General features: G+C 65.0%; 17 protein-coding genes and 1 pseudogene. 9 read left to right on the top strand and 9 right to left on the bottom strand.

The window, feature by feature from the left end; genetic code table 11:
- Positions 1 to 61: 61 nt before the first annotated feature.
- The 3 genes from ACRQ5Q_RS21895 to nthA are packed head-to-tail and all read right to left on the bottom strand — an operon-like array spanning position 62 to position 1,721.
- A complete protein-coding gene (locus ACRQ5Q_RS21895) occupies positions 62 to 439 on the bottom strand; it encodes a nitrile hydratase accessory protein (protein ID WP_439399852.1) in 378 nt (125 codons plus the stop codon).
- On the bottom strand, positions 439 to 1,098 hold the full coding sequence (nthB, locus tag ACRQ5Q_RS21890) for a nitrile hydratase subunit beta (protein ID WP_439392286.1): 660 nt from the start codon (positions 1,096 to 1,098) through the stop codon (positions 439 to 441). The genes ACRQ5Q_RS21895 and nthB overlap by 1 nt, the downstream gene beginning before the upstream one ends.
- On the bottom strand, positions 1,095 to 1,721 hold the full coding sequence (nthA, locus tag ACRQ5Q_RS21885; protein WP_439392285.1) for a nitrile hydratase subunit alpha: 627 nt from the start codon (positions 1,719 to 1,721) through the stop codon (positions 1,095 to 1,097). The genes nthB and nthA overlap by 4 nt, the downstream gene beginning before the upstream one ends.
- Positions 1,722 to 1,783: 62 nt before the next feature.
- On the opposite strand from nthA, the pseudogene ACRQ5Q_RS21880 reads away from it, so the two are divergent.
- The 8 genes and pseudogenes from ACRQ5Q_RS21880 to ACRQ5Q_RS21845 all read left to right on the top strand — a co-directional run bounded on the left by ACRQ5Q_RS21880 (position 1,784) and on the right by ACRQ5Q_RS21845 (position 12,022).
- Positions 1,784 to 2,136, top strand: a pseudogene (locus ACRQ5Q_RS21880) (hypothetical protein).
- A gap of 136 nt (positions 2,137 to 2,272) precedes the next feature.
- The gene (locus ACRQ5Q_RS21875; protein ID WP_439392284.1) at positions 2,273 to 3,745 is read left to right on the top strand and encodes a DASS family sodium-coupled anion symporter; all 1,473 of its coding nucleotides are present in this window, start codon (positions 2,273 to 2,275) and stop codon (positions 3,743 to 3,745) included.
- 246 nt (positions 3,746 to 3,991) lie between these two features.
- Positions 3,992 to 5,116, top strand: coding sequence for a methionine ABC transporter ATP-binding protein (locus ACRQ5Q_RS21870; protein ID WP_439392283.1), 1,125 nt, complete (start codon positions 3,992 to 3,994; stop codon positions 5,114 to 5,116).
- Positions 5,106 to 5,771 carry a methionine ABC transporter permease gene (locus ACRQ5Q_RS21865; protein ID WP_439368019.1) on the top strand — a complete coding sequence of 222 codons (666 nt, stop codon included), beginning with the start codon at positions 5,106 to 5,108 and terminating at the stop codon, positions 5,769 to 5,771. The genes ACRQ5Q_RS21870 and ACRQ5Q_RS21865 overlap by 11 nt, the downstream gene beginning before the upstream one ends.
- A 29-nt stretch (positions 5,772 to 5,800) precedes the next feature.
- On the top strand, positions 5,801 to 6,574 hold the full coding sequence (locus ACRQ5Q_RS21860) for a MetQ/NlpA family ABC transporter substrate-binding protein (protein ID WP_439392282.1): 774 nt from the start codon (positions 5,801 to 5,803) through the stop codon (positions 6,572 to 6,574).
- A gap of 841 nt (positions 6,575 to 7,415) precedes the next feature.
- Positions 7,416 to 8,447, top strand: a complete 1,032-nt coding sequence (locus ACRQ5Q_RS21855) for a TRAP transporter substrate-binding protein (protein WP_439368022.1) — start codon at positions 7,416 to 7,418, stop codon at positions 8,445 to 8,447.
- Positions 8,448 to 8,462: 15 nt separating this feature from the next.
- Positions 8,463 to 10,352, top strand: a complete 1,890-nt coding sequence (locus ACRQ5Q_RS21850) for a TRAP transporter large permease (protein ID WP_439392281.1) — start codon at positions 8,463 to 8,465, stop codon at positions 10,350 to 10,352.
- Between the two features lie 20 nt (positions 10,353 to 10,372).
- Entirely contained in the window at positions 10,373 to 12,022 is a 1,650-nt protein-coding gene (locus ACRQ5Q_RS21845) for an acyl-CoA synthetase (RefSeq protein WP_439392280.1), read from the top strand.
- Between the two features lie 186 nt (positions 12,023 to 12,208).
- Here the strand turns inward: ACRQ5Q_RS21845 and ACRQ5Q_RS21840 are convergent, their stop codons facing one another.
- The 6 genes from ACRQ5Q_RS21840 to ACRQ5Q_RS21815 all read right to left on the bottom strand — a co-directional run bounded on the left by ACRQ5Q_RS21840 (position 12,209) and on the right by ACRQ5Q_RS21815 (position 18,858).
- Positions 12,209 to 13,006: an MBL fold metallo-hydrolase gene (locus ACRQ5Q_RS21840; RefSeq protein ID WP_018641959.1), complete on the bottom strand. Its 798-nt coding sequence runs from the start codon at positions 13,004 to 13,006 to the stop codon at positions 12,209 to 12,211.
- Positions 13,007 to 13,019: 13 nt separating this feature from the next.
- Positions 13,020 to 13,796 carry a TatD family hydrolase gene (locus ACRQ5Q_RS21835; protein ID WP_439368026.1) on the bottom strand — a complete coding sequence of 259 codons (777 nt, stop codon included), beginning with the start codon at positions 13,794 to 13,796 and terminating at the stop codon, positions 13,020 to 13,022.
- A 12-nt stretch (positions 13,797 to 13,808) separates the two neighbouring features.
- The gene (gene metG / locus ACRQ5Q_RS21830) at positions 13,809 to 15,755 is read right to left on the bottom strand and encodes a methionine--tRNA ligase (protein ID WP_439392279.1); all 1,947 of its coding nucleotides are present in this window, start codon (positions 15,753 to 15,755) and stop codon (positions 13,809 to 13,811) included.
- Between the two features lie 108 nt (positions 15,756 to 15,863).
- Positions 15,864 to 16,910, bottom strand: coding sequence for a DNA polymerase III subunit delta' (locus ACRQ5Q_RS21825; protein WP_439392278.1), 1,047 nt, complete (start codon positions 16,908 to 16,910; stop codon positions 15,864 to 15,866).
- Positions 16,907 to 17,593: a dTMP kinase gene (gene tmk / locus ACRQ5Q_RS21820; protein ID WP_439368029.1), complete on the bottom strand. Its 687-nt coding sequence runs from the start codon at positions 17,591 to 17,593 to the stop codon at positions 16,907 to 16,909. Before tmk ends, ACRQ5Q_RS21825 begins: the two co-directional genes overlap by 4 nt.
- A 2-nt stretch (positions 17,594 to 17,595) precedes the next feature.
- Positions 17,596 to 18,858, bottom strand: coding sequence for a D-alanyl-D-alanine carboxypeptidase family protein (locus tag ACRQ5Q_RS21815; protein ID WP_439368030.1), 1,263 nt, complete (start codon positions 18,856 to 18,858; stop codon positions 17,596 to 17,598).
- Between the two features lie 152 nt (positions 18,859 to 19,010).
- On the opposite strand from ACRQ5Q_RS21815, the gene ACRQ5Q_RS21810 reads away from it, so the two are divergent.
- On the top strand, positions 19,011 to 19,967 hold the full coding sequence (locus tag ACRQ5Q_RS21810) for an alpha/beta fold hydrolase (protein ID WP_439368031.1): 957 nt from the start codon (positions 19,011 to 19,013) through the stop codon (positions 19,965 to 19,967).
- The last annotated feature ends 64 nt before the right edge of the window (positions 19,968 to 20,031 follow it).

Genomic DNA, 20,031 nt, shown 5'->3' with positions numbered 1-20,031 from the left:
CGCCGCCGCGGAGGGGTTCTGGATTGCTTCGCTGCGCTCGCAATGACGAACTCAGCGACGGCTAGCCAAAATCTTCCGGCCGCAGCTCGATCGGCTTGCCGTGCGGCGTGCGATCCGCCGCGTGATCCCAGGCGTCGCGGTAGCGGTGCAGCGTTTCCATCGAAGCAACGCCCTTGCGCGCGACGAGGCCTTCCAGCGTGGCAAGCCAGTGCAGATAGTAGGTCTTGCCCGTGTCGGGATCGCCGGCGGCCTGCGCGCGCTTGATCTCGTCGGCGAGCGCCGCGGCCCATTCGGGCCAAGTGAATACGCCGCGCTCGTGCAGCGTCAAGGCCATTGCGAACGCATGCGCCTCCCAGGGCGCGCGAAACACCGGGCCGTCGTCATCGCGGGGAATGCTCGGGATCGCCGCCGTCGCGGCAGCAGCAGCCGTGCTGCTCATCATGCCGGATCCAGGTACGGCTCGAACGCGTCGATCGACACTTTCAGCGTCGGATCGCCGTCCTCGCCCCAGAGATCACGTCCCTCGAACACGACGGTGTAGAGCCATTGCGGATCCTCGCCGCGCTCCATCGCCGCCGAGTCAGGAAACACGTGGCAGCCATGGTTGAGCTCGACGACGCCGACGTGGCCGCGGACATAGCGCGGCAGCCGCGTATGCGTCGCCGGATGAATGTTCTTGGCACGCACGCGATCGCCGATGTTGAATTTCGCCGGCGCCGGGGCAGGGCGGGCGAACTTGCCGCGCACCATCACACGCTCGACATTGGCGAGGTCGAACTTGCCGTGCTTGAGCGCCTTGCCGGGCTTCATCGCGTGTCCGGCAGCGACTTCCTCGCGGGTAAGGTAGCCCTTCTCGATCAGCATCTCCTCGAGCCCGAGGAACCATTTCTTGTAGTACGAGCTCGAGAGATACACATGCGGCGGCAGCGTCTCGCGATAGAAACGCGAGGTGTCGATGTTGAAGGCGCCAGCCGCGCCCATGGCGCGCACCATGGCCAGCACGCGCGACTCCCATTCCTCATGAAACATCGGTTCGTTCGGCTCGGGCTCGACCTTGCCGAACCCGTCCATGCCGCCCATGTCGTGCACACCGTTCATGACGGCGCTCCCGGCGTCCTCGGAAAGCCGGTGCCGATCATGGAATCGCGCGTGACGAGCTCGGCGAGTTGCTCCTCGCTCCAGCCTTCGGTGCCCGCGGGGCGCATCGGCAGCACCAGGAAGCGGGTCTCCGCAGTCGAGTCCCAGACCCGGATCTCCATGTCCGTCGGCAGGGTCACGTCGAAATCGGCGAGCACGCCGCGCGGATCCTTCACTGCGCGCGAACGATAGGGCGCAGCCTTGTACCAGACCGGCGGCAGCCCCAACATTTCCCAGGGGTAGCAGGAGCACAGCGTGCACACGACCATGTTGTGCCGCGTCGGTGTGTTCTCGACCACGACGAGATGGTCGCCGACGCGGCTGACGTGACCGAGCGTGCCGATCGCCTTGGAGCCGTCCTCCAGCAACGCCTGCTTGAAGGCCGGATCGGTCCAGGCCTTGGCGACGACGCGTGCCCCGTTATGCGGGCCGATTTTGGTCTCGTAGGCCTGGATGATGGCATCGAGCGCGGCCGGCTCGACATAGCCTTTTTCGGTCAGGATCGTCTCGAGCGCGCGCACGCGCAGCTCGGTCTCCGACAGCTCCGAATGGTCGTGATCGTGGCCGTGATGATGCTCGCTCATGGCGCGAAGATAGTCCCAGAATCCGGGCCTTGTCGAGGCGAAGACCCTGCTGACATCCGGCTATGGGCTTGGCTGGACGAGCCGGAATAACCGCCGCAATTGCGGCTCTTGTCGCAGTTGCGGCACGGGATGCGCGCGCCGCGAATGGCGCCTATGCGGTGGATGCCGCCGACATCTCCGAGGTCGGCTCCTGCAAGGTCGAAAGCTGGATCTCGGCGGCTTCGAACGGCGACTTCTCGGCGGTCGCCAATCCCTCCGGCGTGCGTTACCGGCTAAACGAGATATTCTCCGTCGACGTAATCTACGGCCGCAACATCACCGGCGAGAACGCCAACTGGATCACCATCGGTACCACCATCCGCTTTCCGGTGTCCACGGCAGTGAGCCGGAGCACCGGCGCACCGGGCATTTGTGAGCCTCCGGAAAATCGGGGCGCGGAGCGACAGAACCCGAGTCTGGCCATTGATCGCGCTGCGGACAGTTCGTATACGCCGAACTGCGACAAGAACGGCCCGCCAACGACGATGTGACGGCAATCGAGGGGAGGGCTTATGGCCGCTAGTTCACAGGCGCCTGAAGCAAAAGGGTTTCGCTGGAAGCTGATCGCGCCGCTCGTGGTGTGGCTGGCGATCTATCTGTGGCCCGTGCCGTCGGGGCTCAACGTCAATCAGTGGCACTATTTTGCCGTTTTCGCGGCCGTCATCACCGGGCTCATCCTGGAATCGATGCCGGTCGGCGCTGTCGGCCTCATTGGCCTGACGGTCGCAGGCGTCGCCGGCTATATCGACCCGGATCCTGGCAAATCGCTGCGCTGGATGCTGGCGGGCTTCGCCGAGAGCACGGTGTGGCTGATCGTCGGCGCCTTCGTGTTCTCGATCGGCTACCGCAAGAGCCAGCTCGGCCGGCGCATCGCGCTGGTGCTGGTGCAGCGGCTCGGCCGCAACACGCTCGGCCTCGGCTATGCGGTCGCCATGTCGGATTTCCTGCTGGCGCCGGCAACGCCCTCAAATACGGCGCGCAGCGGCGGCATCGTCTATCCCATCATCAGCAACATTCCGCGCATCTACGGCTCGGAGCCCGGACCGACCGCCGGCAAGATCGGCACCTATGTGATGTGGACGGCTTTCGCCGCGACCGCGATCACCAGCTCGCTGTTCTTCACCGCGCTGGCGCCCAACGCGGCGGCGCTGGCGATCGCCAAGAAGACCGCCGGGGTCGAGGTGAGCTGGGGGCAATGGTTCATCGGCTTCGCGCCGCTCGGCATCCTGCTGATGGTGCTGGTGCCGCTGCTCAGCTACGTCGTGTGCCGCCCGGAGGTGAAGCGCAGTCCGGAGATCTCCGAATGGGCGGCGAAGGAATTGTCGGCCATGGGGCCGATGTCACGCAACGAATGGATCATGCTGGTGCTGATCGTGCTCGCGATGTTCCTGTGGATCGCGGGATCGAGCCCCGACATCCGCGTGCCCGTGCTCGGCTCGAACTTCGTCAACGCCACCACCGTCGTGTTCATCGTGATCTCCCTGATGCTCGTCACCGGCGTGATCGAATTCGCCGACATCGTCAGCGAGAAGAGCGCCTGGGAGGTGTTCTTCTATTTCACCTCGCTGCTGACGCTGGCCTCCGGCCTCAACGAGATCGGCTTCATCAAATGGTTCGCGACCGAATACGCAAAACCGCTCGCGGGGCTGCCGCCCTCGACCGCGATGCTCCTGCTGGTCGCGCTGTTCTTCTGGATCCACTATTTCTTCTCGAGCATCACCTCGCACGCCGCTGCCGTGCTGCCGGTGGTGCTGGCGGTCGGCTCCGGCATCGCCGACCTGCCGGTCACGACGCTGGCCATGCTCTGCATGTATTCGCTCGGCCTGATGGGCGTGATCTCGCCTTATGCAACCGGACCGGCGCCGATGTATTTCGGCAGCGGCTATATCGGAAAGGGCCAGTTCTGGGGATTTGGGCTGATCTTCGGGCTGCTCTATTTCGCAGGGCTCTTGCTGATCGTGCTGCCCTGGCTGAGGGTCTCCTGAGCCGGGCGCGAGGCCGATACCCCCGCGGAGGAATATTCTTCTCCGGGGAAGGAATGGGAAATCTTCGTCCAACTCCTGCCAAATATCTGAAATTGCAAGAAAGACCGGAAAAGGCGATGGTGCCTGCTGCGGTGCAGCGCGTTCCTTCGGGGCCTCACCGCTGCTCCCCGTCGCTCGATGCGACCTGGTTCCCATGCGCCCCCCGGGGCGCGGGAACGCGAACTATTGTGCATGAAGGCCTCCTCCATGAACGCCCACCAATCGCTCGCGACCGGACAACCGATCGAAACGCTTGAACCGATCTCACCCGCTGCAGTCGAGCCGGGCGCGATGGTCCGTTTCGAAGGCATCTCCAAGACCTACCCGGCCTATCGCGGCAAGCCCGGCGTCAACGCGCTCGAGAATATCGACTTCGCGATTCCCCGTGGTTCCATCACCGGCGTGATCGGCCGATCCGGCGCCGGCAAGTCCAGCCTGGTGCGCCTGATCAACGGGCTGGAGAAGCCGACCACGGGCCGCGTCATCGTCGACGACAGGGACATCTCGGCGCTCGCCGGCCGCGAGCTGCGGCTGGCGCAGCGCTCGATCGGCATGATCTTCCAGCACTTCAACCTGCTGTCCACGCGCACGGCCGCCGACAACATCGCGCTGCCGCTCGAGATTGCCGGCTGGACCAAGGCCGACATCAAGGCCCGTGTGACCGAGCTGCTCGCGCTGGTCGGCATCGCCGACAAGCATGACCGGTATCCTTCGGAACTCTCCGGCGGCCAGAAGCAGCGCGTCGGCATCGCGCGAGCCCTCGCGACGCGGCCGAGCGTGCTGCTGTCGGACGAGGCGACCTCGGCGCTCGATCCGCAGACCACGCGCGCGATCCTCGACCTGCTCGCCAACATCAACAGCGAGCTTGGGGTCACCATCGTGCTGATCACCCACGAAATGTCCGTGGTGCGCCAGCTCGCCAAGGAAGTGGTGGTGCTGGACGCCGGACACGTCGTCGAGAGCGGCCATGTCGCCGACATCTTCACCCATCCCAAGCATCCGATCACGCAGTCCTTCCTCGCCGAGGTGATTGGCGACAGCCTGCCGGTCTCGCTGGCGAGCCGGATCGTTCCGGAGCGACCTGCCGGCGGGCAGGCCGTGATCCGCGTCCAGGTGCGCGGGGCGGGGGCCGGTGACACCGTGGTGGCGCGGCTCGCGCGCGAGCTCGGGCTCGACGTGGCGCTGCTGTCGGCCCGCATCGACGAGATCGGCGGCCAGCATCTCGGCTCGCTCGTTCTCGGTGTACCCGGCGGCGAGGACGTGCAGGCGCGGGTTCTCGCCTGGCTCTCTCAATATCAATTCTCGGCGGAGCATCTCGGCCATGTCGCCTGAACTCATCAACCTCATCATCCAGGCCACGGGCGAGAGCCTGTACATGGTCGGCATCGCCGCGCTGCTCGGCACCGCCTTCGGCCTGCCGCTCGGCGTCTTCCTCGCCACGAGCCGGAAGGGCGAGCTGTTCGCGGCCCCGCTCGTCAATCGCGTGCTCGGCATGGTCGTCAATGCGACGCGGTCGACGCCCTTCATTATCCTCGTCGTGGCCATCATCCCGTTCACCCGGCTCATTGCCGGCACCTCGATCGGCTCGACCGCCGCGATCGTGCCCCTGACCATCGCCTCCGCGCCGTTCATCGCGCGCCTCGTGGAAGCTGCGATCCGCGAGGTCGATGGCGGGCTGATCGAGACCGCGTCCTCGTTCGGGGCTTCGCCAATCCAGATCGTGCTCAAGGTGCTGATCCCCGAGGCGCTGCCGGGCCTCTTGCTGGCGCTGACGCTCGCCGTGGTCAGCCTGCTCGGCTACTCCGCCATGGTCGGCGCGGTCGGCGGCGGCGGCCTCGGCGATCTTGGCATCCGCTACGGCTACCAGCGTTTCATGCCGGAGATGATGCTCGCCGTGGTGGTCGTGCTGATCGCGCTGGTGCAGCTCGTACAGAGCGCGGGCGACTACCTCGCGCGCCGGGTCAACCGCCGGCTGCGGCACCGCTGAACCAAACTTTTTCGAAACTGGAGACTTCAATGCGTTTTCTCGCAACCCTTGCAGCTGCAGCCTTGCTTGCGACCGCTGCCCAGGCCGAAACGATCCGCGTCGGCGTCACGGCCGGTCCCCATGCCGAGATCCTCGATGTCGTGAAGAAGGTCGGTGCCGAACGCGGCCTCGACATCAAGGTGGTCGAGTTCACCGACTACGTGATCCCAAACCAGGCGCTGGCGCTGAAGGACCTTGAAGCCAATTCGTTCCAGCACGAGCCATACCTGAAGAACCAGATCTCCAAGACCGGCTGGAAGATCGTCAAGGTCGCCAACACGATCGGCTCGCCGCAGGGCGTCTACTCGCAGAAATACAAAAAGCTCGCCGATCTGCCCGAAGGCGCGCGCGTCGCGATCGCCAACGATCCCTCCAACGGCGCCCGCGGCCTGATGATTTTGGCGCTGCATGGCGCGATCAAGCTGAAGGACCCGAACAACGTCTCCTCGACCATCGCCGACATCACCGACAACCCGAAGAAGCTCCGCTTCGTCGAACTCGATGCAGCCCAGCTTCCGCGCGCGCTGCAGGACGTCGACGTCGTCTCGATCAACAACAATTACGCGGTGCAGGCCGGCCTCAACCCGGCAACCGATGCGATCGCCCGCGAAAACCCCGATGGTCCCTGGGTCAACATCCTGGCCGTCCGCGAAGAGGACAAGGACAAGCCCTGGGTGAAGCCGCTGATCGAGGCCTATCACTCCGAGCCCGTCAAGGCGTTCCTGGAGGCGCGCTTCAAGGGCACGTACCTGCCGACCTGGTAGGGCCGCAGCCGCGTCAGGCCGCCAGCCTGGCGGCGCGAGTTCTCGGAGGGCAGCTCAAACCAGGAGGCCCTCTGAACTCTCGCTCCGGCAGCGGTTGTTCTTAAGCGACGTTGCTCAGTGCCGGGACCCGCCGGAATGCACGCCCAAGCTTTGCTCGACGCTTTGAAGGATGCCCAACGACACGCATCCCGGTTTGGGCTCGGGACTAACGTTGGCCCTCGACAGGCTGCATCAAGCCGCCGGGAGCAGGGTGGTGATCGACCCTCGAGGGCACCTCGAGCTGGTCCGACGGACCCTTCCGCTTGGTTCGCCACGCCGCCGGCGGGCCGCCCCAGGACGTGCACCGTCGGGTGACGACGCCGCGCACGCCACTGAACGGTGGCCCATTTTCGCGACAAGTTCGCCGGCCGTGTTCCGCACGCGCAGCGCTCGCGCTTGCCGAAAGGAGGGGTGCAAACTCGGATCCAGCGCGAACGACTCAGATCCAACCCATATCGACACCCAGCGGGGACCGCCATGTCCGTAATTCGCATAAGGTATATTATGGAATATATTTATATACAATTGGATCAAATATTTAGGCGGAATTGCTGACACCAAACGTTCGCTCCAGCGCCTTTTCCGACCGCGGCGCTCGACCGTCGTCCGACCCTTGACGGCTACCGTGCATGGGGTCGTTTTCGTACTTTTCTGTCACGCCCAGGTGCCAAAAGCCGATATTGCCGTGCCGTTGTCCGGCTGCAATAAGCGAGCTTCACGAGATCGCAGATGACCTTCTGACGTGACGTCCGTATAGGTTTGCATCTCAGAACAAAAACAATCCTTCCGAGGAAGCAGACCCATGGTCTTTTCAACGCGATTTTCCCGACGCACGCTTCTCAAGGCCTCCGCCGCGACCGCGGTCCTGGGCGGCCTCAGTGCGCCCCATGTGGCCCGCGCCGAGAGCGCCGAGTTCACCTACAAATACGCCAACAACCTGCCGGACACCCATCCGCTGAACGTGCGCGCCAAGGAGATGGCGGCGGCGATCAAGAGCGAGACCAACGGCAAGTTCGACCTCCAGATATTCCCGAACAACCAGCTCGGCTCCGACACCGACATGCTGAGCCAGATCCGCTCCGGCGGCGTCGAGTTCTTCACGCTGTCGGGCCTGATCCTGTCGACCCTGGTGCCGGCGGCCTCCATCAACGGCATCGGCTTTGCGTTCCCCGACTACGACATGGTCTGGAAGGCCATGGACGGCGACCTCGGCGCCCATGTCCGCGGCGAGATCAAGAAGGCCGGCCTCGAGGTCATGGACAAGATCTGGGACAACGGCTTCCGCCAGACCACGTCCTCGACCAAGCCGATCACCGGTCCCGACGACCTCAAGGGCTTCAAGATCCGCGTCCCGGTGTCGCCGCTGTGGACCTCGATGTTCAAGGCGTTCGACGCCGCACCCGCCTCGATCAATTTCAGCGAGGTCTATTCGGCGCTCCAGACCAAGATCGTCGAGGGCCAGGAGAACCCGCTGGCGATCATCTCGACCGCCAAACTGTACGAGGTGCAGAAGTACTGCTCGCTGACCAACCACATGTGGGATGGCTTCTGGTTCCTGGCCAACCGCCGCGCCTGGAGCGCGCTGCCGGAGGACGTGCGCACCATCGTCGCCAAGAACATCAATGCCGCGGCCGTCAAGGAGCGCGAAGACACCGCCAAGCTCAATGCCAATCTGCAGCAGGAGCTCGCGGGCAAGGGCCTGACCTTCAACCAGCCCGCCGTCGCGCCGTTCCGCGACAAGCTGCGCTCCGCCGGCTTCTACGCCGAGTGGAAGGGTAAATATGGCGACCAGGCCTGGGACCTCCTGGAGAAGGCCGTCGGCAAGCTCTCATAACGCGTTGGGGCCGTCATGGCTCATGTCGAGGTTCAGGTGACCGAAGTGGCGGGCGAGGCGGCTGTTCAGTCCCCTCGCCGATCCTCTCTGCTGGCCTCGACGGAGCGCCTCCTCGGCCTCCTGGTCGACATTCCGGCGGCCATTCTGGTGGTCGCCGAGATCGTGATCCTGTTCGCCGGCGTGGTCGCGCGCTACGGCCTGCACCGGCCGCTGATCTGGTCGGACGAGCTCGCCTCGATCCTGTTCCTGTGGCTCGCCATGCTGGGCGCGGCGGTCGCGTTCCGCCGCTCCGAGCACATGCGCATGACCGCCGTGGTCGCGAGCGCCGGACCGGCGATGCGGGTCTATCTCGATTTGGTCGCAACCTCTGCGGCGCTGGCGTTCCTGGCGTTGATCGTGTGGCCGTCCTGGGACTACGCCTACGAGGAAAGCTTCATCACCACGCCGGCGCTGCAGATCTCGAACATGTGGCGCGCCGCGGCGCTGCCGGCCGGCATCTGCCTGATGGCGGCGTTCGCGCTGCTGCGGCTGCTGCGGGCCGCCGACTACCGGATGGTGCTTGCGGCCGTGATCTCGGTTGCCGTCGTCGTCGGTCTGTTCTGGCTGGCGCAGCGATATTTGCGGCCGCTCGGCAACCTCAACCTGGTCATCTTCTTCGTCGGCGTGGCCGGTTTCTGCGTCTTTGCCGGCGTTCCCATTGCGTTCGGCTTTGGGCTTGCGATCTTCGGTTATCTGGCGCTGACCACGCGGACGCCCGTGATGGTGCTGGTCGGGCGGATGGACGAGGGCATGAGCCACCTCATCCTGCTCTCGGTGCCGCTGTTCGTGTTCCTGGGGTTGCTGATCGAGATGACCGGCATGGCGCGGGCCATGGTGGCCTTCCTGGCGAGCCTGCTCGGCCATGTCCGCGGCGGCCTGCACTACGTCCTCGTCGGCGCCATGTACCTGGTCTCGGGCATATCAGGCGCCAAGGCTGCCGACATGGCCGCTGTCGCGCCCGTGCTGTTCCCGGAGATGAAGCAGCGCGGCGCCAAGCCCGGCGATCTCGTCGCGCTGCTGGCGGCAACCGGCGCCCAGACCGAAACCATTCCACCGAGCCTCGTGCTGATTACCATCGGCTCGGTCACCGGCGTCTCGATCGCGGCGCTGTTCACCGGCGGCCTGCTGCCCGGCGTCGTGCTCGCCATCACGCTCTGCATGCTGGTGTGGTGGCGTTACCGCCACGAGGACATGAGCCATGTCCGCCGCGCCACGGCATCCGAGATCGGCAAGACCTTCATCATCGCCCTGCCCGCACTCGCGCTGCCCTTCGTGATCCGCTATGCCGTGGTCGAGGGCATCGCGACTGCGACCGAGGTCTCCACTATCGGCATCGTCTACGGCGCCCTGGTCGGCCTGCTCGTCTACCGCCGCATCGACTGGCGGCGGTTGTTTCCGATGCTGGTCGAGACCGCGGCGCTGTCGGGAGCGATCCTGCTGATCATCGGCACGGCCACCGGCATGGCCTGGGGCCTGACGCAATCCGGCTTCTCGCGCTCGCTGGCGGCCGCCATGACGGGATTGCCGGGCGGGGCGGCGACCTTCATCGCCGTGTCCATCCTGGCATTCACCATCCTGGGCAGCGTGCTCGAGGGCATTCCGGCGATCGTGCTGTTCGGGCCGCTCTTGTTTCCGATCGCCCGCGCTGTCGGCGTGCACGAGGTCCACTATGCCATGGTGATCATTCTCGCCATGGGTATCGGACTATTCGCTCCGCCCTTCGGCGTCGGCTATTATGCCGCCTGCGCCATCGGACGCGTCGATCCGGCCGAAGGCATCAGGCCGATCTGGGGCTATCTGCTGGCGCTGCTCGCGGGATTGATCATCGTTGCGATCTTCCCCTGGATCTCGATCGGATTTCTTTGACGCGTTTGAGGAGGGTGTCGATGAGTGAGCGCCAGAACCCGTACAATATCGGCCTCGACAAGACCCCGGCGAATTACGTGCCGCTGAGTCCGCTCAGCTTCCTGGCGCGCAGCGCAGCGGTCTATCCCGACCACGTCAGCACCGTCTATGAAGGCCGCAGCTTCACCTGGGCGCAGACCTATGAGCGCTGTCGGCGATTTGCATCGTATCTCGCCGGCAAGGGCATCGGCGTCGGCGACACCGTGGCGGCGATGCTGCCGAACATCCCCGCCATGAACGAGGCGCACTTCGCGGTGCCGATGACCGGCGCCGTGCTCAACGCGCTCAACATCCGGCTCGATGCGCCCTCCATCGCCTTCCAGCTCGATCATGGCGGGGCGAAGATCCTCCTGGTCGATCCCGAATTTTCGGGCGTCATCACCGATGCGCTGGCGCGGATGAGCGGGCCCCAGCCGTTCGTGATCGACGTCGACGATGCCGCCTTCAAGGGAGGAATGCGCATCGGCCAGATCGAGTATGAGGCCGCCGTCGCGCAAGGCGATCCCGACTTCGCCGTGATCACGCCGCAGGACGAATGGGACGCGATCGCGCTGAGCTACACCTCGGGCACGACGGGAAATCCCAAGGGCGTCGTCATCCATCATCGCGGCGCGTATCTGAACGCCGTCAGCAACATCCTCGCCGGCAATCTCGGCCAGCACCCTGTCTATCTCTGGACGCTGCCGATGTTTCATTGCAACGGCTGGTGCTTCCCCTGGACCATCGCGGCCGCCGCCGGCGTCAACGTCTGCCTGCGCAAGGTCGAACCAACAAAGATCTTCGAGCTGATCAGGCAGCAAGGCGTCACGCATATGTGCGGTGCGCCGATCGTCTACAACACGCTGATCAACGCGCCCGACGCGCCGAAAGGCAGCGCCGCACGCCGCGTCGTCGGCCTGATCGCCGGCGCCGCACCGCCGGTCGCGGTACTGGAAGGCGCCGAGAGCATCGGCATCAAGCTGACCCACGTCTATGGCCTGACCGAGGTCTACGGCCCCGCTTCCGTCTGCGCCGAGCAGCCCGGCTGGGACAACCTCCCCGCCGCCGAACGCGCGCGCATGAAGCGGCGGCAGGGCGTGCCCTATCCGCTCGAGGAAGCCGTCACCGTCATCAATCCGCAAACGATGCAGGAGGTGCCGCACGACGGCGAGACCGTCGGCGAGGTCATGTTCCGCGGCAACATCGTGATGAAAGGTTACCTGAAGAACGAGAAGGCGACGACGGAAGCCTTCGCGGGCGGCTGGTTTCACACCGGCGATCTCGGCGTGCTCGATGAGCACGGCTACGTCATCATCAAGGACCGCTCCAAGGACATCATCATTTCCGGCGGCGAGAACATTTCGTCAGTCGAGGTCGAGGACGTCCTTTACAAGCACCCGGCCGTGCTTTTCGCAGCCGTCGTGGCCAAGCCCGATCCGAAATGGGGCGAGGTGCCTTGCGCCTTCGTCGAGCTGAAGGACGGAGCCAGCGCGACCGAGGCCGAGATCATCGCCTTCTGCCGTTCGCACATGAGCGGCTTCAAGACGCCGAAGGCGGTCGTGTTCGGACCGATCCCGAAGACGTCCACCGGCAAGATCCAGAAATTCCTGCTGCGCAACGAGGTGGGCTCGGTGAAGGCGATCTCGACCTGAGCTGATTCAATGGACGCATTGAGGCGTTCTTGTCCGGCACGTCCCGGTGATCCGTGGAAGTTACTCCCCTCTCCGACCTTGACTGGTTGCAGGTCTGCAACCGCTCCCTCCAATAGGGCGCCACACGAGGACGCTGCCGATTGGTTCGCGAGGCCGTGCTGCGCTACGCTCGGTGACCCCGCCCCATCAGTGCGTCTCCAGCTGCAGGCCGTCATAGGCGGGCACCACGCCAGCAGGCAGCGATTGCCTGATCACCTCATAATCGACATCGGCGGTCATGTTGGTGATGACCGCGCGCTTCGGCTTGAAGCGCTCGATCCAGGACAGCGCATCATTGATGCTGAAATGGCTGACATGGCTGGTGTAGCGCAGGCCGTCGACGATCCACAGGTCGAGATTTTCCAGCGCGCCCCAGCTCTCGCGCGGGATGTCATTGAGGTCGGGCGTGTAGGCGGCATCCCCGATGCGATAGCCGAGCGCGGGAATGGCGCCGTGCTGTACCAGGAAGGCTGTCATCGTCACGGCGCCGCCCTTCCCCAGAATGGTCTGGCTCTCGCCCGCTTCGATCGAATGCCGGGTCAGGATCGGCGGGTAGTCGCTGCCCTCAGGCGAAATGAAGCAGTAGGAGAACCGCGCCATGATGTCCTTGGCGGTCGACAGGTTGAAATAGGTCGGGATACGGCGGCGCATGTGCATGACGACCGAACGCAGGTCGTCCATGCCGTGGGTCTGGTCCGCGTGCTCGTGGGTCAGGAACACCGCGTCGATGTGGTCGACATTGGTCGAGAGCAGTTGCTCGCGCAGGTCCGGCGAGGTGTCGATCACGATCCGCGTGGTGCCGTGCTCGGACTTCCGTTCGACCAGCAGCGAGCAGCGGCGGCGGCGGTTCTTCGGATTGCTGGGGTCGCAGGCGCCCCAACCGAGGGCCGGGCGCGGCACGCCGGCGGAAGAGCCGCAGCCCAGGATCGTCAGCGTCAGCGTCATGCGGCTTCCACTCTCAAGCTTTCACCTTGGAGAACAGGCGGAAGAAGTTTTCGCTCGTTTGGCGTGATATCTCATCGAATGACACGCCGCGCGTCTCGGCGAGCACTTTGGCGACCTCGACCACATAGGCCGGCTCGTTGCGCTTGCCCCGGAACTTGCCCGGCGCAAGATAGGGCGAGTCTGTTTCGACCAGAATACGGTCCGGCGGCAGCTCGGCCGCGAGCGCGCGCAGGGCCTCTGACTTCTTGAAAGTCAGGATGCCCGTGAAGCCGATATAGAGCCCGAGCGACACCGCCTTCAGCGCGAGCTCGCGCCCGCCGGTGTAACAATGCAGCACGGCGCGAAACGATCCGCGTGCCGCCTCCTCTTCCAGGATGCGGGCGCAATCCGCGTCGGCCTCGCGGGTGTGGATCACGAGCGGCAGGCCGGTTGAGCGCGCCGCGGCGATATGGGCACGAAAGCCCCTCGCCTGCGCTTCCGGCGAGCCGTTGTCGTAGAAATAGTCGAGCCCGGCCTCGCCGAGCGCGACGACCTTGGGATGCCCGGTGAGCGCGATCAGTTCGTCCGGCGTGATGCCGTCCTCCTCATCCGCATGATGCGGATGGGTGCCGACCGAGCAGTAGACGTCCTCGTAGCGCTCGGCGATGGGCAGAAGCTGGTTCAGCTTACGCACACGCGTCGAGATCGTGACCATGCGGGTGATGCCGGCCGCTCGAGCGCGCGACACGATCCCGTCGAGATCTTCCGTAAAGTCGGGAAAATCCAGATGGCAGTGACTGTCGACCAGCATCGTCGAAACGCCTCAGGCCGCCGGCTCGATGTAGCGCGGGAATGCCGGCGTCGGCGCCGGCAGCGTCGAGCCCGGCGCGATCCGATTCGCACCGCCGAGCATGGCGAAATTGCGCTCGCCTTCGGGGATACCGAGGCTGTCGAGCAGCTTGCCGGATGCAGTCGGCATCGCCGGCTGGGCCAGGATCGCGATCTGGCGCACCACCTCGGCGGTGACATAGAGCACCGTCTTCTGTCTGGCAGGATCGGTCTTGGCCAGCGCCCACGGCGCCTCGCCCGCGAAATAGCGGTTGGCCTCCGCGACCACGGCCCACACGGCGTTGAGCCACTGATGGATCTGCTGCGTCGCCATCGCCTCACGCGATGCGGCAATCATGCCATCGGCCATCGCCAGGATCGCCTTGTCGTTTTCGCTGAACTCGCCGGGCTCGGGCAGCACGCCGCCGAGCTGTTTGGCGATCATCGACAGCGAGCGCTGCGCGAGATTGCCGAGATCGTTGGCGAGGTCGGCATTGATGCGCGCGACGATGGCCTCGTGGTTGTAGTTGCCGTCCTGCCCGAACGGCACCTCGCGCAGGAAGAAATAGCGCATCTGGTCGACGCCGTACTGCTCGGCGAGGTTGAAGGGGTCCACGACGTTGCCGACCGACTTGGACATTTTCTCGCCCCGGTTGAACAGGAAGCCGTGGGCATAGACCCGCTTCGGCACGGGAATGCCGGCCGAGATCAGGAACGCGGGCCAGTACACCGCGTGGAAACGGATGATGTCCTTGCCGATGATGTGCACGTCGGCCGGCCAGTAGCGCCAGTTGCCGTCGCTCTCGTCGGGAAAGCCGACCCCGGTGATGTAGTTGGTGAGCGCGTCGACCCAGACGTACATCACGTGCTCCTCGTCGCCAGGCACCTTGACGCCCCAGTCGAACGTGGTGCGCGAGATCGAGAGATCGCGCAAGCCACCCCTGACGAAGCTTACCACCTCGTTGCGGCGCGAATCCGGACCGATGAAATCGGGATTGTCCGTGTACAGCTTCAGGAGCTTGTCCTGATAGGCCGACAGGCGAAAGAAGTAGCTCTTCTCCTCCACCCACTCGACCGGCGTGCCCTGCGGCCCGAGGCGCACGCCGTCGTCGTTCAGGCGCGTCTCGTCCTCGGCGTAATACGCCTCATCGCGTACCGAGTACCAGCCGGAATAGATATCGGCATAGACGTCGCCGTTCGCCTCCATGCGGCGCCAGATCTCCTGGGTCGAGCGATGGTGCTGCTGCTCGGTGGTGCGGATGAAGCGGTCGAACGACACGTTCAGACGCTCATCCATCTCCTTGAAGCGGCCGGCATTGCGGGCCGCGAGCGCGGCCGGCGTCAGGCCTTCGTTCTGTGCGGTCTGGACCATCTTTAGACCGTGCTCGTCGGTGCCGGTCAGGAAGAACACGTCCTTGCCGTCGAGCCGCGCAAAGCGCGCCAGCGCGTCGGTTGCGATCGCCTCATAGGCGTGGCCGATATGGGGGCTGCCATTGGGATAGGCGATCGCGGTCGTGATGTAGAAGACGTTGTCGCGCGCGGGCGCAGCAACGGAAGCTGTGGCTTGCGGAGCTGCGGCGGGCTTCGTCGCAGGCGGAGTCTTCGGTGTCGAAGACTTGGGCTTCGATACCTTGGGCTTCGACACCTTGGGGTTCTTAACCTTCGGCGGCGTGGCGACAGGAGCCGGAACGGCGACCACGGCAGTCGCAGCCGGCTTCTTCGCGACCTTCTTCGCGGGAGCCTTGGGCGGCTTTTTGGCAGCGCTGTTCTTCGACGCCTTGTTCTTCGTCACGGCCTTCTTTGCAGCGGCTTTCTTGGCCTTCTTCGCGGTCTTGGACGCACGCGCCTTCACGGCCTTCTTCGCGGCTTTCTTTTCGGCCTTCTTGGCAGCCTTTTTCCTGCTGCTCTTGCCCTTGACGGTTTTCTTAGCTCGCGTTGCCACGACGAATTCCTTTACCGGCTTCTCGAAATTTGGAAACGAACCTGCGTTAGGTCATTGTTTTGAGCATGATCGTTTCGGAAAACGCTCCACACTTTTCCGGATCATGCTCTATCGCATTGCGTCCGCCAGCCAGCCGAACACCGAGAAAACCAAGGGCTTTCGCTCCAGATTGTAGATTTCGGTGTCGCGCGCGGCGCGGACGATCTTTTCCCATACCTCAGCTAGGCGCGCAAGGCGCGGCAGGTTCTGGTTGGCATTGGCTTCGTCCGCATGCAGACGCTCCGCGATCCAGCGGTCGATGCCATCGATGAAGGCCGCGAGCGCGACGCGGTCGCTGGTGCCAAGCGAATCCCCGAGCGTGTGCAGTTCGCGCGGGTCGACCTGCGGCAAACGCGCCAGCAGCGCCGCCGTGCGCTGCTGCAGTTTCAGGGCGTCTCCACCAAGCAACGTCAGGGCGCGCGCGACGCTACCCTCGGAGGCCTCCGCGACCTCGCGCAGCGCCAGATCGGTCGGCGCAAGGTCGGCGGCTGCAGCTGCTGCACCGATCACCTCGTCCGTCGCGAGCGGCCGCAGGCGCAACTTACGGCAACGCGACTGGATCGTGGCGAGCACGCGCGCGGGCGCGTGGCTCACCAGCAGGAACAGCGATTGCTGCGGCGGTTCCTCAAGGATCTTCAGAAGCGCGTTGGCCGCATTCGGATTGAGCTCGTCGACGGTGTCGACGATGCAGACCCGCCAGCCTTCAGCAGCCGCCGTCGAGCCGAAGAAGCCGATCGTGTCGCGCGTCTCATCGACGGTGATGACGGTGCGCATCACACCGCGGTCGTTGGCAGTGCGCTCCAGTGTCAGCAGCCCCCCATGCGAGCCGGCCGCCACCTGCCGCGGCACGGCGTCATCGGGATCAATCGCGAGGTTTTCGGCGCTCTGCACGGTCGGCGAAAGCGGCTGGCCGTGCGCCAGCACGAAGCGCGCCATGCGATAGGCGAGCGTCGCCTTGCCGATGCCTTGCGGTCCCCCGATCAGCCAGGCGTGCGGAATCCGGCCGCTGCGATAGGCCGTCAGCAGCGCCGTCTCGGCCTCGCGATGGCCGAACAGAAGGCTCGTCTCGCGCGGATGTGGGATGGCGGTCTCACGCTCGGCCTGACGCGGGCTCATGCTGAGATCACCGAGGCGGTCGTGGGAAGAAGACGCTCGCGCAACGCGGTCCAGACGCGGTCTGCGACCGTATCAGGATCGGAGTTGGCGTCGATCAGCACGCAGCGCGCAGGCTCTTCCGCCGCGATCTTGCGATAGGCTTCGCGCAGACCCTGATGAAAGCTGAGCTGCTCGCTCTCGAACCGGTCGGGCGTGCCAGCGCCGCGGCGCACCGCGGCACGCTGCAAGCCGATCTCGACCGGCAGGTCGAGGATGATGGTGAGATCCGGCTTGAGATCGCCGATGGTGACGCGCTGCATCGCGTTGATCAGACCGATCGGGACGCGGCCGAGGCTGCCCTGATAGGCCAGCGTCGAGTCCGCAAAGCGATCACAGAGGACCCACGCGCCCTGGTTCAGAGCGGGCTGGATCACGGTGCGGACATGATCGTCGCGGGCGGCGGCAAACAGCAGCGTCTCGGCCTCGGGCCCGAGCAGCTTGCCCATCCCTGACAGCACCAGGTGACGCATGATCTCGGCGCCCGGCGAGCCCCCCGGCTCGCGAGTGACGAGGATGCGCATCCGTGCCGCCTTGAGGCGGTCGGCGAGCTTCTTGATCTGGGTCGACTTGCCCGTCCCCTCGCCGCCTTCAAAGGTGATGAAGCGTCCGCGTCCGGACGGTCGTTGTACCGCGCTCTCACTCATGATCAGAGCTTCTCGGCGCCCGCGCGGAACATGCCGATCACAAGCTCGCTGGCACCGTCGATCGCGCGCCGCATGGTCGAGCCGGTGCCGATCGCTTCACCTGCATAGACCGGCGTCTCCACCGCGATGTTGCCGCCACGCCAGACCTTGACCACGCCGACCTGCTGACCGGCCTCGACCGGCGCCCGTACCGGACCTTTATAGACGACGCGCGCAATCAGCTTGTCGCTGCCGTTCTTGTGTACCATCACCTTCACGGGCGTCTTGGCGACGAGCTTCACCGAGCGACTTTCACCACCGAAGACTTTTGCGTAGCCGACCGGCTGGTCGGCCGCGATCAGGGTGCGGGTCTCGAAGTTGCGAAAACCCCATTCCAGCATTTTCTTGGCTTCGGTGGCGCGATCCTCGGGGTCTTCCAGCCCGTTGACGACGACGATCAGCCGGGTGCCGTTCTGCACCGCAGACCCGACCATGCCGTAGCCGCCTTCCTTGGTGTAGCCGGTCTTGAGGCCGTCAGCGCCTTCCATCGAATTCAGCAGCGGATTGCGGTTGGGCTGACGGATCTTGTTCCAGGTGTACTCCTTCTCGCCGAACAGTTTGTAGAACTCCGGAAAGTCCAGGATGATGTGCCGGGCGAGGATGCCGAGCTCCCGCACTGTCATCTTGTTGCCGGGATCGGGCAGACCGTTGGAATTGGCGAAGGTCGATTTGGTGAGGCCGAGCTCGCGGGCCCGCTTGGTCATGAAGTCGGCGGCGAAGATCCGCTCGTTGCCCGCCATGGCTTCGGCGAGCGCAATGCAGGCGTCATTGCCGCTCTGGATGATCGCGCCATGCAGGAGATCGTCGACCGACACCTTGCTGTTGATGGCGGCGAACATGGTCGAGCCGCCGGAGGGCGCCCCGCCCCTGCGCCAAGCGTTCTCGCTGATCCGGTACTCGTCGGTGAGCTTGATGTCGCCTTTCTTTATGGCGTTGAACACGACTTCCGCCGTCATCAGCTTCATCATGCTGGACGGCGCGCGCAGCTCGTCGGCATTCTTCTCGAACAGCACACTGCCGCTGGACGCCTCGATCAGGATCGCGGTGGGCGCATCGCCGTCGAACCCCGCATCTTCTGTCTTCTTGGCGCCCTGGACGCTCTGGTTGGCCGCATAGAGCGCCCCGCCCCAACCGATCCCCGCCACCAGAATGGCAGCGATCAGCCCGCGCGCCATCCCTCCGGCGGTGAGCCGGCTGCGGCGGAGCGAACAAAGACGAAATGCCATGGCCAACCCCTGAGAGCGGCGTTCTAACAGCTGGATCCGGTGCGAACAACACGAGGCTGGCGCCGGCGGCGGAGTTTGCATGATTCTCGTCACGACCCTATCGTGACACCTTATATTTATCGACCAAACCCCTGAAACAAGGCGGAAAAGCGATGTCCTCCACTCGCACCATCAAGGCCAACGGGATCGATCTGTACATCCGCGAAGCCGGCCAGGGTCCGCTGGTCGTGCTCTGCCACGGCTGGCCGGAACTGTCCTACTCCTGGCGCCACCAGATCCCGGCGCTGGCGGATGCCGGGTTTCACGTCGTCGCTCCCGACATGCGCGGCTATGGCCAGAGCGTGGCGCCGGCCGAGGTGAACGCCTACTCGATCTTCGACACCGTCGGTGACGTCGTTGGTCTCGTCCAGGCGGTCGGCGAAACCAAGGCCATGGTGGTTGGCCACGATTGGGGTGCGCCGGTGGCCTGGCATGCGGCGCTGTTTCGGCCCGACATCTTCACGGCGGTGGCGGGCCTGAGCGTGCCGCCGCCATTCCGCGGCCGCGGCAGGCCGCTCGACCTGCTGCGCGAGGGCGGCGTGACCAACTTCTACTGGCAGTATTTCCAGGCGCCGGGCGTCGCGGAGGCGGAGCTCGAGCGAGACGTCGCCCGCACCATGCGCATCGTGCTCGGCGGACGTGGCCTCGCCGATCCCACCGCCGCCATGTTCGTGCAGGAGGGCAAGGGCTTTCTCGGCCACGCGACCGCTGCAGAACCGCTGCCCGCCTGGCTCAGCGAGGCCGACCTCGCCTATTTCACCGACGCCTTCCGCAAGTCGGGCTTCCGCGGCGGGCTGAACTGGTATCGCAACCTCGACCGCAACTGGGAGCTGACGGCGCCTTGGCAGGATGCACAGATCCACCAGCCATCCCTCTTCATTGCCGGTTCGAAAGACGCCGTCATCACCGGGCTGATCGGAGCCAAGCGCGTCAAGGAACTCGAGCGCGTGCTGCCCAATCTAACGCAGAAGCTGATCATCGAGGGCGCTGGCCATTGGGTGCAGCAGGAGCGGCCCGAGGAAGTCAATGCGGCGCTGGCGGACTTCCTGCGTGGGGCGGCGACGCGCTAAAGCAGGACGAGATTTGGATCACTCGTCATCACGTTTGGGTTTGCGCATGATCTTGCGGAGAACC

Source organism: Bradyrhizobium sp. PMVTL-01, assembly GCF_051861855.1.
Lineage (GTDB): Bacteria > Pseudomonadota > Alphaproteobacteria > Rhizobiales > Xanthobacteraceae > Bradyrhizobium.
The sequence above is the reverse complement of the archived record's forward strand: the minus strand, read 5'-3'. Positions and strand labels throughout refer to the sequence as shown.

Coding starts and splice junctions, on each gene's coding strand:
- ACRQ5Q_RS21895 (WP_439399852.1), bottom strand. CDS start 439: ATGAGCAGCACGGCTGCTGCTGCCGCGACGGCGGCGATCCCGAGCATT.
- nthB (WP_439392286.1), bottom strand. CDS start 1,098: ATGAACGGTGTGCACGACATGGGCGGCATGGACGGGTTCGGCAAGGTC.
- nthA (WP_439392285.1), bottom strand. CDS start 1,721: ATGAGCGAGCATCATCACGGCCACGATCACGACCATTCGGAGCTGTCG.
- ACRQ5Q_RS21875 (WP_439392284.1), top strand. CDS start 2,273: ATGGCCGCTAGTTCACAGGCGCCTGAAGCAAAAGGGTTTCGCTGGAAG.
- ACRQ5Q_RS21870 (WP_439392283.1), top strand. CDS start 3,992: ATGAACGCCCACCAATCGCTCGCGACCGGACAACCGATCGAAACGCTT.
- ACRQ5Q_RS21865 (WP_439368019.1), top strand. CDS start 5,106: ATGTCGCCTGAACTCATCAACCTCATCATCCAGGCCACGGGCGAGAGC.
- ACRQ5Q_RS21860 (WP_439392282.1), top strand. CDS start 5,801: ATGCGTTTTCTCGCAACCCTTGCAGCTGCAGCCTTGCTTGCGACCGCT.
- ACRQ5Q_RS21855 (WP_439368022.1), top strand. CDS start 7,416: ATGGTCTTTTCAACGCGATTTTCCCGACGCACGCTTCTCAAGGCCTCC.
- ACRQ5Q_RS21850 (WP_439392281.1), top strand. CDS start 8,463: ATGGCTCATGTCGAGGTTCAGGTGACCGAAGTGGCGGGCGAGGCGGCT.
- ACRQ5Q_RS21845 (WP_439392280.1), top strand. CDS start 10,373: ATGAGTGAGCGCCAGAACCCGTACAATATCGGCCTCGACAAGACCCCG.
- ACRQ5Q_RS21840 (WP_018641959.1), bottom strand. CDS start 13,006: ATGACGCTGACGCTGACGATCCTGGGCTGCGGCTCTTCCGCCGGCGTG.
- ACRQ5Q_RS21835 (WP_439368026.1), bottom strand. CDS start 13,796: ATGCTGGTCGACAGTCACTGCCATCTGGATTTTCCCGACTTTACGGAA.
- ACRQ5Q_RS21825 (WP_439392278.1), bottom strand. CDS start 16,910: ATGAGCCCGCGTCAGGCCGAGCGTGAGACCGCCATCCCACATCCGCGC.
- tmk (WP_439368029.1), bottom strand. CDS start 17,593: ATGAGTGAGAGCGCGGTACAACGACCGTCCGGACGCGGACGCTTCATC.
- ACRQ5Q_RS21815 (WP_439368030.1), bottom strand. CDS start 18,858: ATGGCATTTCGTCTTTGTTCGCTCCGCCGCAGCCGGCTCACCGCCGGA.
- ACRQ5Q_RS21810 (WP_439368031.1), top strand. CDS start 19,011: ATGTCCTCCACTCGCACCATCAAGGCCAACGGGATCGATCTGTACATC.